This window comes from Snodgrassella sp. B3882 (genome assembly GCF_026535915.1).
GTDB lineage: Bacteria > Pseudomonadota > Gammaproteobacteria > Burkholderiales > Neisseriaceae > Snodgrassella.
This window is the reverse complement of the sequence record NZ_JAFNPF010000001.1, coordinates 888,853-904,276: the sequence shown is the minus strand read 5'-3', so window position 1 is coordinate 904,276 and position 15,424 is coordinate 888,853. Positions and strand designations below refer to the sequence as shown.

Annotated in this window: 11 protein-coding genes; 4 read left to right on the top strand and 7 right to left on the bottom strand. The window is 41.4% G+C overall.

Going from position 1 to position 15,424, the window contains the following annotated elements; all coding sequences use genetic code 11:
* Window positions 1–393: 393 nt before the first annotated feature.
* The 4 genes from J3U68_RS03855 to recX all read left to right on the top strand — a co-directional run bounded on the left by J3U68_RS03855 (window position 394) and on the right by recX (window position 4,070).
* Window positions 394–1,710 (top strand): replication-associated recombination protein A, encoded by a 1,317-nt coding sequence (locus J3U68_RS03855; protein ID WP_323811437.1) that lies wholly within the window; start codon window positions 394–396, stop codon window positions 1,708–1,710.
* The gene (locus tag J3U68_RS03850; protein ID WP_267374815.1) at window positions 1,694–2,761 is read left to right on the top strand and encodes an aldose epimerase family protein; all 1,068 of its coding nucleotides are present in this window, start codon (window positions 1,694–1,696) and stop codon (window positions 2,759–2,761) included. Before J3U68_RS03855 ends, J3U68_RS03850 begins: the two co-directional genes overlap by 17 nt.
* A 131-nt stretch (window positions 2,762–2,892) precedes the next feature.
* Window positions 2,893–3,600 (top strand): phosphoglycolate phosphatase, encoded by a 708-nt coding sequence (locus J3U68_RS03845; protein ID WP_267374812.1) that lies wholly within the window; start codon window positions 2,893–2,895, stop codon window positions 3,598–3,600.
* Entirely contained in the window at window positions 3,597–4,070 is a 474-nt protein-coding gene (gene recX, locus J3U68_RS03840) for a recombination regulator RecX (protein WP_267374809.1), read from the top strand. The genes J3U68_RS03845 and recX overlap by 4 nt, the downstream gene beginning before the upstream one ends.
* Window positions 4,071–4,558: 488 nt before the next feature.
* On the opposite strand, the gene J3U68_RS03835 is transcribed toward recX, so the two are convergent.
* The 7 genes from J3U68_RS03835 to aceE form a co-directional block, all read right to left on the bottom strand.
* Complete coding sequence (locus tag J3U68_RS03835; protein ID WP_267374806.1) at window positions 4,559–5,422, bottom strand: hypothetical protein; 864 nt, start codon at window positions 5,420–5,422, stop codon at window positions 4,559–4,561.
* A 72-nt stretch (window positions 5,423–5,494) separates the two neighbouring features.
* On the bottom strand, window positions 5,495–6,448 hold the full coding sequence (gene panS / locus J3U68_RS03830) for a ketopantoate/pantoate/pantothenate transporter PanS (protein ID WP_267374803.1): 954 nt from the start codon (window positions 6,446–6,448) through the stop codon (window positions 5,495–5,497).
* A gap of 30 nt (window positions 6,449–6,478) precedes the next feature.
* The gene (gene rpsT / locus J3U68_RS03825) at window positions 6,479–6,745 is read right to left on the bottom strand and encodes a 30S ribosomal protein S20 (RefSeq protein WP_267374800.1); all 267 of its coding nucleotides are present in this window, start codon (window positions 6,743–6,745) and stop codon (window positions 6,479–6,481) included.
* A 366-nt stretch (window positions 6,746–7,111) separates the two neighbouring features.
* Window positions 7,112–8,239, bottom strand: a complete 1,128-nt coding sequence (locus J3U68_RS03820; protein WP_267376206.1) for an AI-2E family transporter — start codon at window positions 8,237–8,239, stop codon at window positions 7,112–7,114.
* 251 nt (window positions 8,240–8,490) lie between these two features.
* On the bottom strand, window positions 8,491–10,251 hold the full coding sequence (lpdA, locus tag J3U68_RS03815; RefSeq protein WP_267374797.1) for a dihydrolipoyl dehydrogenase: 1,761 nt from the start codon (window positions 10,249–10,251) through the stop codon (window positions 8,491–8,493).
* Window positions 10,252–10,360: 109 nt separating this feature from the next.
* Window positions 10,361–11,986 carry a dihydrolipoyllysine-residue acetyltransferase gene (gene aceF / locus J3U68_RS03810; RefSeq protein ID WP_267374794.1) on the bottom strand — a complete coding sequence of 542 codons (1,626 nt, stop codon included), beginning with the start codon at window positions 11,984–11,986 and terminating at the stop codon, window positions 10,361–10,363.
* A gap of 115 nt (window positions 11,987–12,101) precedes the next feature.
* On the bottom strand, window positions 12,102–14,777 hold the full coding sequence (gene aceE, locus J3U68_RS03805; protein WP_267374792.1) for a pyruvate dehydrogenase (acetyl-transferring), homodimeric type: 2,676 nt from the start codon (window positions 14,775–14,777) through the stop codon (window positions 12,102–12,104).
* Window positions 14,778–15,424 lie beyond the last annotated feature (647 nt).

Here is a 15,424-nt window from a genome sequence, read left to right as displayed (position 1 = left end):
TCCGCAAATAATGCCGAGTGAAAATTAACAACTTAGATTAATCGAATTTAAACTCGACATCCTACTGAATAGATAGTTAATACATATTCTCAGAATTTTCAAATCACATTTAGCCTGTATATAATTGAATTTAATCATCAAATTACATCTCAAACCATTAAATAAAGCCAAAGCATATTACACAACATCAGCGACACTAAGCTTTATTCATTATCAACCACTTGCAACGTCAATACGGCTAGCTCATCAAGCACACCCAAGTGATAACCAAATCTTTACATCTTCTGATTGCACTCCGCCTTGATTTTAACTAACTACACAACTACAGCACTGACAAGATAGTGCTTTCAGGTACAATAACACCATACACAATTAAGGCTAACAGAATAGCAGATTATGGATTTATTTAGTCAAAAACCGCTCTCCCCCTTGGCTGAGCAGTTACGCCCACAGTCATTAGATGATGTTATTGGTCAACAACATTTAATTGGCGCTGGCAAACCATTGCGCGTGGCCATTGAAAGTGGTCGACTACATTCAATGTTGCTCTGGGGACCACCGGGTGTAGGCAAAACCACTCTGGCTCGTATACTTGCACAAAGTTTTAATGCCCATTTTTTACCAATCTCAGCAGTATTCTCAGGGGTAAAAGATATTCGTGAAGCCATTGAGAAAGCTGAATTGGCTCTACAAAACGGTCAAAGTACGATTTTGTTCGTGGATGAGGTGCATCGATTTAATAAATCTCAACAAGATGCTTTTTTACCGCATGTCGAAAGCGGTTTGTTGACCTTTATTGGCGCAACCACTGAAAACCCTTCTTTTGAGGTCAATCCAGCGTTATTGAGTCGAGCACAGGTCTACACCCTGCATTCTCTTAAAGCGGAAGAATTACAGAAGCTACAGCACAAAGTGTTGAGCTTGCCCGAGTTTAAGCAATTTAGTCTGGACAACGACGCCCAGACCATGATCATCAATAGCGCTGATGGCGATGCGCGCCGTTATCTTAATTTGATGGAACAATTGCTCCGGGCGGCCCAATCGCAACAACAGACCATCATTTCTGCTGAACTGACTGCCAATAGTCTTGGGACACAGTTGCGCCGGTTTGATAAAGGGGGTGACAGCTTTTATGATCAGATTTCGGCCTTACATAAATCTGTACGCGGATCGCACCCTAATGCCGCATTATATTGGTTTTCCCGCATGCTAGATGGCGGAGCAGATCCGCGCTATTTGTCCAGAAGAATCATTCGTATGGCTTGGGAAGATATCGGTTTGGCTGATCCACGCGCAGTGCAAATTGCCAATGAAGCAGCGGTGACTTATGAACGTCTGGGCAGTCCGGAAGGTGAATTGGCCTTGGCACAGGCCGTGTTGTATCTTGCCTGTGCAGCCAAAAGCAATGCCGGTTATCAAGCTTACAATGAAGCTCGAGCGTTTGTACAAAGTCATCCTTCAAATGAAGTTCCTATTCATCTGCGTAACGCTCCAACCAAATTGATGAAAGAATTGGGTTATGGTCGGCATTATCGTTATGCTCATGACGAGCCTCATGCATATGCAGCCGGCGAAACCTATATGCCCGAAGGAATGGCAGAGCCAGAATTTTACCAACCCGTTAACCGCGGACTAGAAGTCAAAATTGCGGAAAAACTAGCCTTCCTACAGTCATTGGATGAAGAGGCAAATCATGATGGCACAAAATAACTCATCTACTTGCACGATAAAGAGCCAACCCTTTGGCACAATAGATGGTCGGCAAGCCATATTATGGACATTGACGAATCAAGCCGGCATGCAAGTCTCAATCATGGATTTTGGTGCCACCATCACTTCATTATGTCTGCCCAATCAACAGCAACAACTCATTGAATGCGTTTTGGGGTTCAATCGAGCAGAAGATTACGCCAGTGCTGAATATCGTCGAAATAATCCGCATCTGGGGGCAATCATCGGGCGCCACGCTGGAAGGATCGGTTATGCTAAAGCACCATTACAACAACAAATGCTGCATTTGTCGGCTAATATACAAGAGCATCATTTGCATGGTGGACATAGCGGCTTTGATCAGCATTGGTGGCAACCAGAAAATATAGAGGTGACTGAGCAATCAGCTGCCCTGACACTACATCTCTTCAGTCCTGATGGTGACGAAGGGTATCCGGGTAATCTTCATGTTTGGGTGAAATATACCTTAACCAATCAGAATGAATTAAAAGTAAACCTGCGCGCCCATTGTGATCAGAATACCTTGCTCAACCTAACACAGCACAGTTATTTTAACCTTTCTGCCTCAGATGATCATGTTAGTAAGCAGCAATTGTGGCTGGATGCGCAAAAAATGATCGTCACCGACCATCAAATGATGCCAACTGGCGAGTTAGGGCAAATACCATTTAACTTAGACTTTAATCATGAACGTCCAATTGGCAACAACATCATTGATACAGCCTATATTCTTCCGGAAAAGCGAGCTGACGAAGCAATAGTTGCACGATTGACGGCTCCCGATACCGGATTTTCTTTAGCCGTCAGTACTGATTTGCCCGTCATGGTTGTCTACAATGCAGAACATCTACCTTATCAGCGCGTCAATCAGCGTAAATCACTTCAGCCTTTTGCGGCCATCTGTTTCGAACCGCAAGGGTATACAGATGCGCCTAATCATTCAGCTTTTCCAAACAATATCTTAAAAAAAGGCGATAACTTCGAACGAAATATCAATTATATTTTTGCCTTTCCTGACGCCACTAGATAAAGTTATCTCGTATCGATGAGCCAAATGACCACTTGTTTGATGGATTGGTAAAACGACAAATAAACCCTATATCGACAAATTAAGCATGATAAAATAGGTGCCTCTGACACCGAAAATAAAGATGGTTTATCATGAAATGGAACGATATACACGCCATAGCTTTTGATCTTGATGGAACACTGGTTGATTCAATTGCAGATTTATGTGCTGCAGCCAATCATATGCGTGCACAGTTTGAACTGTCTCCCCTTCCTCATGATGAACTGACAACCTATGTTGGCGATGGATTAGGTATCCTGGTGCATCGTGCGCTGAGTGGCGACAAAAATGGAAAAGTTGACGAAGCAATGTGGACACGGGGCTTCACCCTATTTATGAGCTACTACCGTGATCATCTCAGTGTTTATACGCGTCCTTATCCGCAGGTAGAAACTGCATTGAAATTATTTAAATCGCGCCATTTACCGATGGCGGTGATCACCAATAAAAATGAGATTCTGGCGACTGAATTATTGTGTCAGCTTGGCTTAGCTGATTATTTTAGCTTGATTGTAGGCGGTGATACTTTAAGTGAAAAAAAACCTTCACCTATGCCCATCCTACACTCTGCTGAAGTACTGGGTGTACCCATCAAAAATTTCCTAATGGTTGGCGATTCAGCTAATGATATTCTCGCTGCCAAAGCTGCAGGAGCATTAAGCTGTGGCGTTACATGGGGATATGCAGATATGGGACAATTAGCTCAGCATTCAGCAACAAAACCAGATATTATCATCGACCATCTGCCACAAATTGACGATGGCATCCGTCTGCATGGTGAGCAAGAAATTCAGGCATGAAAAGTAAACTAAGCCTCCGAGGGCGAGCACTTAACATGCTTGCGCGACAGGAGCTGAGTCGTAGCGATCTTGCTCGCAAATTACGCCCCTATGTGGGTGAAAATGATGATTTAGACGCGCTACTGGATGAGTTAGCCGAGCGCCATTGGCAATCTGATGAGCGCTATGCAGAAATGTATGTCAATACTAAAAGACGGCTGCACGGCAACCTACGCTTGCAACAAAATTTGCTGCAGAAAGGTATTGATCCGGCATTGATCACTGAGTTTTTGCCGGATAAAAATGAACAAATCAATAATGCCGTAACCATACTTCGTAAAAAGTATCGGACGCCACCGGCTGACTTAAAAGAAAAGCATAAACAAATGCAATTTCTCGCTTATCGTGGCTTTAATGGCGAGATAATCCGCACAGCTTTACAACAGGCTTGGGCGGATTTTTCCTTACCGCAAGAAGATGATTATTCATAGCCTTTGTTTTTTCCTGCTCTAATGCTTGTTTGATGACCTTAGTTCACCAACCGCTACATCGACTAAGAAGAGCATCACCTATCTATTCGTCACCTTCTATTAAAGACCTAACTAGTTTTCGGCATCTTCCCGCATTGTACTTTGATCGCACCCCATTCCAGCCGATAACCTTCAGCCTCTGGCGCATCAGACCAATCACTTTTGGCATAAACTCATAGGTATCCTAGAGCCGTTGTTAAGTTTTTTATGAACTATAACCTTGAAAACATTTTCGTGTTAATACGGTAGTTTATCAATAAATTCATTACCAAATAGTGAATGAATTGCTTTAATTCATTCAATTATTTCACCATTCTTTTACTATTAGCACTTTCCTTAAACCAGACGCTGAAATGCTGATCATGCTCCCAAATTACATCCAAATTTGCCCAAATCGTTTTTTGCCATCAAGACCTGTTGAATCGTCATCATTGGCTTGATGCTAAAATTTATTTATTTGATTGAATATACGCCTTGATATTGGGTTTTATGGTCGATTTATTCAATAAAGCTAATAATGCCTTTTTATCATAAAAAGTAATATTTCCTTCTGCATCCAGAATATCTAATCCAATAATCCTAGCAGTTTTTGTTCCGCCTTCTATGCGTTGGTAAATTTGTGATTCTTTAAAACGGTATTCTTTTGCCTTATTTACCATGATTACTTTAAATTTATTCGAATAATAATCATCAAGTGAGGAATATCGTCGATAAAACTTGATATTCTCTATTTTACCAATAAATGCATCGAATTCTTGATTAGATAAAGATGCATGAGTTTCTGGATAGTATATATCATTGTATATACTGTATAAATCAAACTGTGGAAATAGATTTAAAATGGCATCTTCACCAAATCCATCGTGGATGATTTGTTTATCGCCACAATACGAATAATTGGCTACCATAAAATTTTTTAATTGTTGGCTTATATATATACATTGAACCAATAAATCATGATTTTTAACCATAATAGGTATATATGCTTCAATAGATTCAGCCGCTGGCATAAAGTAAGATAATGCAGGCTGATTATTCCATGCTTCGAATGCAATATTCAGCATTCCGCGTATTCCAATAACATTTTTATATAATCTATTGGTATTTTCTCCCTGTACTTCTAATATGGCTTTTTTGTCAAAAACCTCTTCCTCATCATTTTCATCTTCACAAAAATAAGAGGTGAATTTATATACTTTTGAATCAATACTAAATTGTTTATTTTCTACAGATGATTTAATGCTGCAAGGTCGCTGCGCATAACTAAAACTACTGAATATCATTAATGATATCAATGTGATGATTTTTTTCACTCTAAAATTCCTCTAAGGAAACAAAAAAGCTCAGATTTCTACTCTGAGCTTTCTATCTATCTGGTTAGACATTTAATGCAAACTAACATCTTCTTTTTTAATATGATCGTTGGCAGTACCTGTCGGTTTACCTGACCAATAACTGGCAAGAAAGGAACCAGAGATATTATGCCATAACGAGAATATCGCACCGGGTAAAGTGGCTAGTGGTGTAAAGAATTTCGCGCCCAAAATGGAAGCCAGTCCAGAATTCTGCATCCCCACTTCCAAAGCCAACGTTCGGCAGATGGATTTATCGAATCCACACAGACGGCCACCCCAGTATCCACCTAACAATCCTACAGCATTATGCAGTATAACGCCCACAATAACTATTAAAGTATTGGCCGTAATTTTATTGCTGCTCAACGATACAACCGTTGCGATCACAACCACAATGATACACGTGGTAAATAAGGGTAGCAGCGGTACAACTTTTTTAACTTGTTTAGGAATGAAATAATTGATGGTCAAACCCAATGCCACTGGCAGCGCAACAATCATAATGATTTCTTTTAGCATATGCGCAACCGGAACATCAATGGTGGCAGCAATATACAACCGAGCTAATAACGGCGTCGCAAACACACCCACAACGGTAGATAATGCGCTGATCGTCACCGATAAAGCAACATCACCCTTCGATAAAAAAACCATTACATTAGATGCCGTACCACTGGCAACACAGCCAACAAGCACCATTCCCACCTGCAAATCAGCAGGCATATTTAACATTTTTGCAATCACCCAGGCGGCCAAAGGCATAATCAGGTAATGCAGATAAATACCAGCTGCGATGGGCAAAGGCCGTTTGAAGATACGGGTGAAATCCTCTATTTTAAGCGTCATACCCATGGATAACATGATCAGCATGAGTAACTGCGAAATATATTTCTGCAGTGGAACAAAAAAATCGGGATTATAGTAAGCGAAAATAGAACATAAGGCTGCCCACAACGGAAACAGCCTTGTAATGGTAGCAATCACGAGAATTCTCTCATTGCGAAAAAATAAGTATTATACAGCCATTGCTTTAATTTTGGCAGATAAACGGCTTTTATGACGAGCTGCCTTATTTTTATGAAATACACCCTTATCGGCGATACGATCAATTACTTTTACGCTTTCAACAAAAGTAGCTTGTGCAGCAGCTTTATCGCCTGCTTCAACAGCTTTTAATACTTTTTTTACCGCAGTACGAAAAGCGGTACGTAAGCTGGCATTATGGGCACGTTGTTTCAATGCCTGACGGGCACGTTTACGAGATTGTGCACTATTGGCCATCAATGTCTCCTAATATACAAATACAAATCATGAAACGCAGAATTTTAAATACTTCACAATATAAATGCAAGTACTAATGTTGTTTTTTGATTCATTAGCATTACAAAGATGTTTCATTGCCAGAAATAAATCATGACATACAGATTGAATAAAGTAAATTTGAAGCTGAATTGATTACATTATATCTACGTTTGTTAGCAAATTAAATCTCATCAAAAGCATGTTATTCATGCACATTTTTATCTCAAACGAATATCCAATTTATTGCAACCCAGGATACAAACTAAACCAAAAGCAAAGCACCTAAGCTAGGTTAGGTGCTTTAAATCAACAGCGTGTTTCAACGCTCTTTTTAGATTTATTTACTTAGGCATTATCATCCTGCTCTTCATTTCTTATAATGGCATTGTCAGGTTGCTGACGATAATAATGACTGTTTTTATACGCCTGTGTACCCTCTCTGACCAGTACCAAACAGATAGCAGCCAAAGGCAAAGCCAGTAACATACCCACAAATCCGAGCAATTGTCCGAATGCCATCAACGAAAAAATGACCCAGAATGGTGATAACCCTATGCGATCGCCCACAATCTTGGGGGTAACCAAAAAACTTTCTAAAAACTGTCCAATGGCAAATACACCCCAGACCATAAACAAGCCCGTCCAGCCATGAAATTGCAACAGAGCAGCCAAGGTTGCCAATAGCAGACCGGTAAAGGCACCCAGATAAGGTATAAACACCAACAAACCGGCGATCATCCCAATAGCAAAACCGGATTGCAGTCCCACTAATGCCAGACCAATCCCATAGACTAAACCCATGATGATCATCACCAATAATTCACCACGCAAAAAGGCACCCAATATGGTATCCATATTTGTCATGATCCGTTGGTAAGTAGGCAAAATTCGACGCGGAATCATGTCTGAAATACCCACTGTCCAGCGACTCCAGTCAAGCAAAAAGTAATACAACAAAAACGGGAACAGCATTAAGTTGGTCACCCATTCAACAAATCCACTACCCTGTTGCCACACCACGGGTAAGACTTTTGAAGCGGCATCCTTGATATTCACATCTTCAGATTTAATCCATTGGGTCACCATACGCATCATATAATCAGCGTCCCAGCGGATATTGATATGAAAAGTTTGATTTAGCCACGGTAGTAATTTCAGATGTATCCAGTTAATCACGTCTGGCAGCTTTTCATAAATGCTGTCAACTAAATTGATTAACATCGGTATAACGATCAATAATAAAATAATGATGACACTCAAACCTAGTAACATCACCAGCATAGCAGCGGTTGTTCGAGGAATTTTGTGTTTTGTGAGTTTTTCTACAATTGGATTGAGAATATAGGCCAATACCCCTGCAGCAGCAAAAGGCATCAAAATTGATTTAAGACCAATAAATAAACTGATGGTCAAGATCAGCACCAGCCCTCCAACAATCCAAGGAGTGATACTGGAAGACTTTTTAGTATTCAAATTCATGCCAATGTATATTCAGAATGATTAATAAACTGCTGGAATAATATCCCAACTTTGTACCCGTTAGTAGATCATAGCTGAATAATTCTTCATGAGAAACCTTTTTACATTGTAACTAGCTGTTGTAATATCCTGATAAACAATCAAATTCTGCTCATCGAAATTTTAAATTGCGGTTTAAATCATCTTCAGATAAACAAAAAAGCTGTCTGAACAAAATTCAGACAGCTTTGATCTTACCTCTCAACTTATTTTTTTCGTTGCGGAGGAAGGTCGGTACAGGTACCGGTAGCTACTTCAGCAGCCATACCAATGGTTTCTCCAAGTGTTGGATGAGGATGGATGGTGCTTCCGATATCAACGGCATCACAACCCATTTCAATAGCCAGACAGATCTCACCAATCATATCACCTGCACTTGGACCAACGATGGCACCACCGATGATCAGACCAGAATCAGCATCAAAAATCAATTTAGTTGATCCTTCACTACAGCCATTGGCCACTGCACGACCGGAGGCTGCCCATGGGAACACTGATTTAGTAATCTTAATACCGTCTTTTTTGGCCTGTTCTTCAGTCACGCCAACCCAAGCTACTTCCGGATTGGTGTACGCGACACCTGGAATAACACGCGCATCGAAATAGGCTTGATGTCCGGCACAGTTTTCAGCGGCAACATGGGCTTCGTGCACAGCTTTATGGGCCAGCATCGGTTGACCAACAATATCACCAATAGCATAAATGTGCGGTACATTGGTGCGCATTTGTTTATCAACATTAATAAAGCAACGATCAGTAACAGCCACGCCAGCATTTTCTGCACCAATCAATTTACCATTTGGCGCACGACCAGCGGCAACGAGCACCAGATCATATCGCTGAGGTTCTGCAGGCGCTTTAGCACCTTCGAACGTCACATAAATACCATCATCTTTGGCTTCTACGGCCGTGGTTTTGGTATTCAGCATAATATTGTCGAAACGATGTTCGTTTTTCTTTTGCCAGATTTTGACCATATCACGATCAGCACCTTGCATCAGACCATCCATCATTTCAACAACATCCAGACGAGCACCCAGCGTACTATAAACTGTGCCCATCTCCAGACCAATAATACCACCGCCGATAATCAGCATTTTTTCTGGTACGGATTTAAGTTCAAGCGCACCAGTTGAATCAACAATGCGTGGATCTTCAGGTATAAATGGTAGATTTACCACGCGGCTGCCAGCAGCAATAATGGTGTTTTTAAATGCCAAGGTCTTGGTTTCACCTGTTTCGGTACGGCCCTCACCTGTAGTGAGCTTCACTTCGATGTGATGCGGATCGATGTAACGACCATTCCCGCGTATGATGTCGACTTTACGGGTTTTAGCCATACCAGCCAAACCAGTAGTCATGCGCGCAACAACCTTTTCCTTGTAGCCACGCAACTGGTCAATATCAATTTTTGGCGCAGCGAAGTCAATACCATTGGCTTTCAATTCTTTAACTTCCTCAATCACTGCTGCATTATGCAACAGCGCTTTAGAAGGAATACAGCCAACATTCAGACAAACACCACCTAATGTAGCGTAGCGTTCTACGATAGCCACTTTTAGACCTTCATCGGCAGCGGCAAACGCTGCAGAATAACCGCCTGGGCCACCGCCCAATACAACCACATCGTATTCAGCGTCACTGCTGCCAGTGTAACTGGCTGCCTGTGGTGCGGCCACAGCAGCACTTGGCTGTGCAGCTGGTGCGGCTGATGGTGCTGTTTTGGCATCAGCAGCTTCAATCACTGCCACAACGCCGCCTTCAGAAATCTTGTCACCTACTTTGACTTTGACTTCTTTAATCACACCAGCAGTTTCAGCCGGTACATCCATGGTGGCTTTATCTGTTTCCAAAGTGATCAGAGTATCATCCACTGCAACTGTATCGCCCGGTTTGATTTCAACGGCAATGATATCAACATTCTGATAATTACCAATATCCGGTACTTTTAATTCAATTAAACTCATGGTTTAAACCTTTGTCTGCTGCTGCAATGGATGCAGCAGCATTATCTGCATTTCATGTACATAGGCTGCCGGAACTCTGTTTAGCTCTTAGACAGCCTCTACTAAAGACTTACAGAGTTACGCGACGGAAATCTGCCAACAGCTTGCTGATAAATACCAAGAAACGCATACCAGCAGCGCCGTCAATGACACGATGATCAAAAGATAAAGAAAGCGGACACTGTAAGCGTGGTTCAAATTCTTTACCATTCCAGCTTGGTTTGATTTGAGATTTACATACGCCAAGAATCGCAACCTCAGGAGCATTAACAATCGGCGTAAATCCTGTACCACCAATGCCACCCAGAGAGGAAATGGTGAAGGAAGCGCCTTGCATTTCCTGTGGTTTGAGTTTGCCTTCGCGAGCACGCTTACTCATTTCAGCCAACTCTTGCGAAATTTCTTTCAAACCTTTCTGATCAGCATTTTTGATTACTGGTACGACCAAACCATTTGGTGTGTCAGCAGCAAAACCGATGTTGATGTATTTCTTCAGAATCAGATTATCGCCATCTAAAGAAGAGTTGAATTCTGGGAATTCCTGTAAAGCTTTCACACAAGCAAGAATAATAAATGATAGCGGAGAAACTTTGACTCCAGCTCGTTCCCATTCTTTATTCAACTGTTTGCGGAATGCTTCCAGTTCAGTCATGTCCGCATCTTCCTGTAAAGTAACATGCGGAATCATGACCCAGTTGCGAGCAAGATTCTGTCCGGAGATTTTTTTAATTCTGGACAGTTCTTTAACTTCAATCTCACCAAATTTACTGAAGTCAATTTTTGGCCATGGTAATAAATCTAATCCGCCACCTAAAGAAGATGCACCACTGCCATTCTCCACTTTTTGCATCACTGCTTTAACAAAGTTACGCAAATCTTCTGGTGTAATTCGTCCTTTAGGACCACTACCATTGACACGTCCCAGATCCACACCCAACTCACGCGCTAATTTGCGTACAGACGGACTGGCATGGGCTTTTTTAAAGCTGGCTTCATCAATTACCGAGCTACCAAAAGCTTGTGGTACAGAACTCTTAATCTCAGCACGTAATTCATTATTCGCAGCATTTGGAGTAGCAGCAACTTGGGATTTAATGTCATCAGCCGGTTTAGCTGCTGCTGGCGCAGTTGCAGCCACGGTTGCTGGTGCCGCTGCAACCTCAATCAACGGGCTACCTTCTGAGACTTTATCACCCACTTTAACTTTAACCGCTGTGACTTTACCGGCTACAGTAGAAGGCACATCCATTGTGGCTTTATCAGTTTCCAAAGTCACTAATGTTTGATCAACAGCGACTTCGTCACCAACTTTGATCGCTACTTCAATCACATCCACATTGGAGAAATTACCAATATCGGGAACATTAACCACGACAGACTGTGCAGTAGCTGCCACAGCTTCAGTTACCGCCGGTTTTCCAGAGGCTGGAGCTGATGCGGCAGCTGTTGCAGCACCTGCTGGTTCAACCTTCACGATTACGCTGCCTTCGGATACTTTATCGCCTACTTTAACCAGCACTTCTTTAACAACACCGGCTTTATCTGCAGGGACATCCATCGTAGCCTTGTCGGTTTCTAGAGTGATCAAGGTATCATCTACGGCAACGGTATCGCCTACTTTGACTGCCACATCAATTACATCGACATTAGTATTGCTACCAATATCCGGCACTTTTATTTCAACTATCTGACTCATAATTTTGTCCTTTTACGACAGCAGGATCAGGATAAAGCCTGCGTCTGACAATTATTGGCATTTGCAATTGATTAGAACTGTCTGAAAGTGAATTACTTCCAGACAGTCACCTTAATTAGCGCGTCCAGCTAGGATCAACATCAGCTTTGATGCCATATTTACTGATGGCGTCCTGTACCACTTTCTTGCTGATTTTGCCTTCTTCTGCCAGACCATTAAGGGCAGCAACAACCACATGATAACGGTTAACTTCAAAGAACTCGCGCAGATTATCTCTGGAATCACTGCGACCATAACCGTCAGTACCCAATACCGTAAAGTTATCTTGCGGTACGAAGGCACGAATACGATCAGCAAAATGACGTACGTAATCAGTAGAAGCCACAACCGGACCTTCCTGACCATTTAATAGTTCGGTAACGTAAGGTACTTTCTGAGTATCGGTAGGATGCAGACGGTTATAACGTTCAGCATTGATACCATCACGATACAATTCATTGAAAGAAGTCACGCTCCAGATATTGGCGTCAACATCGAAGTCTTGTTTCAATAGATCAGCTGCAGCAATCACTTCCTGCAGAATCACGCCACTACCCATTAACTGAACTTTCAACTTACCGGCAGCACCTTCCTGCAACAAATACATACCTTTCAGAATTTGTTGTTCAATGCCTTCACGTTTTGGCAGTGCAGGATGTTTGTAGTTTTGGTTCATCAGTGTGATGTAGAAGAACACATCTTCACGATCAACCCACATACGTTGCATACCGTTGTGAATAATCACGGCCACTTCATAAGAGAAAGTTGGGTCGTAAGAAATACAGTTTGGAATCAATTCAGCTTGAATATGACTATGACCATCCTGATGTTGTAGACCTTCACCATTCAAAGTAGTACGACCGGCGGTACCACCCAACATAAAGCCACGTGCACGCTGATCACCGGCTGCCCATGCTAAGTCGCCAATGCGTTGGAAACCAAACATTGAGTAGTAAATATAGAATGGAATCAGTGGGAAATCATTGTTAGAGTAACTTGTTGCTGCCGCAATCCAAGAACTCATGGCACCCGGTTCATTAATACCTTCCTGGAAGATCTGACCGTTTTTAGATTCTTTATAGAACATCAATTGATCATGGTCTTGAGGAGTATAAATCTGACCTTTAGGATTCCAGATACCATATTGACGGAATAAACCTTCCATACCAAAGGTACGGCTTTCATCCGGTACGATCGGTACAACTCGTTTACCGATATTTTTGTCTTTCAGCAATGTGCTTAAGATACGGACAAATGCCATAGTGGTAGAGAATTCACGATCACCACTGTCTTGCAACTGTGGCGCGAATTCAGTTAAGGCTGGAATCGGCAGTTGTTCTGAATCTGGATGACGGTATGGTAAGAAACCACCCAATTGAGCACGACGCTCTTTCATGTATTTCATTTCTTCGCTGTCTTCAGGTAGACGGAAGAATGGCAGAGTGTGTTCCATCTCTTCATCAGTAACCGGAATCTGGAAACGATCACGGAACTGTTTCAATGAAGCCAAATCCATTTTCTTAGCCTGATGCGCGGTATTTTGAGCTTCGCCAGAAGCACCCATACCGTAACCTTTAATGGTTTTTGCCAAGATAACAGTTGGACGACCATTTGGATTATTCACTGCTTCATAATAAGCAGCATAGACTTTATGCGGATCATGTCCACCACGATTTAATGCCCAAATTTCATCATCGGACATATTGGCAACCATGGCTTTCAATTCAGGAGTATTGAAGAAATGCTCGCGAACATAGGCACCGTTTTGTGATTTATACATCTGATAATCACCGTCAACACACTCTTCCATGCGTTGTTTCAGCAAATTATTTTTATCCTGAGCCAACAAAGCATCCCACTTGCTGCCCCAAATAACTTTCAACACATTCCAGCCGGCACCACGGAAGTTGCCTTCTAATTCCTGAATAATCTTACCATTACCGCGTACAGGACCATCCAAACGCTGCAAATTACAGTTAACCACAAAAATCAGGTTATCCAAACCATCACGCGCAGCTAAGGCAATAGCACCCTGGCTTTCTGGTTCATCCATCTCACCATCACCGCAGAATACCCACACCTTACGGCCAGTAGTTTTAGCCAGGCCACGAGATTCCAGATATTTGAGCAGACGAGCCTGATAAATACCTTGCAGAGCACCCAGACCCATTGACACGGTTGGGAATTGCCAGAAGTCTGGCATTAACCATGGATGAGGATAAGATGATAGACCAGAACCATGAACTTCCTGACGGAAATTCTGCATTTGTTCTTCAGTCAAACGACCTTCAACATAAGCGCGAGCATAAAAACCTGGCGCACTATGGCCCTGGAAGAATACCAAGTCCCCTTCTTGTGTATCAGTTTTACCGTGCCAGAAGTGGTTGAAACCTACATCATATAAAGTCGCACAAGACTGGAAACTGGCAATATGACCACCCAGTTCCAAATTTTTCTTACTGGCATTCAAAACCAGTGCAGCAGCATTCCAACGAACTAAAGAGCGGATGCGGTGTTCTAATTCATGATTACCTGGAGATTTTTGTTCTTTGCCTACCGGAATAGTATTCAAGTAAGCAGTAGTCGCAGTGAATGGCATATAGATACCACGGCGGCGTATGTATCGCACCAATTTTTCCATCAGGAAATGTGCACGTTCCGGCCCTTCCTCTTTCAGAACAGAACTGAGAGAGTCCAACCATTCTTGCGTTTCTACGGGATCGATATCTTGATCATGGAATTCGGTAGACATAGCAATATCCTCTTTCGTTAGGGATTGAATCATGAGCAAAACACTTTATGTTGTTGCCATTTCATTTATTATTTTAATCAATTTATTAAGTTATTGATTAGAAAAGTAAAAATAAAAGCAATTAGATGACAATCAATGGATTCCACCTAGTTAAAATATAATCACATAACATTTGCAGATTATATTAATTGCAACATATTGTATTTTCCAACAAATCGTACCAGTGTAATACCCAAACAGCAATGTGTTTTTACATCTATTTTCTGTTGTAAACTCAAAGAAATATTCTCTCGAATTTATATTAACTAAATGATTTTAAATAGTTTTTATATATGATATTCGCTTAAAAAACGCTGTAAAAAATAATAATTGCTTTCATAAAATTATTAATTATTTAAATTTGACTGAAATTTGAACCCTAATTCATTCAAATTTAAATAAATTTCATCTTTACACAAAACAAAACGTAAATATTTTTCAAAATCATGAGTGCAAAGATAACTTATTCATAACATTAATACTAATTAACTAGCAATATTTTACTTTATTAACCTCATAGCATAATTTTTGAAAATGTCATAAGCAAGCCTTATGTCATATTACTTTTGGAAAAATTCAGTGTGATTTGCCCTGATCAGCTTAAACAG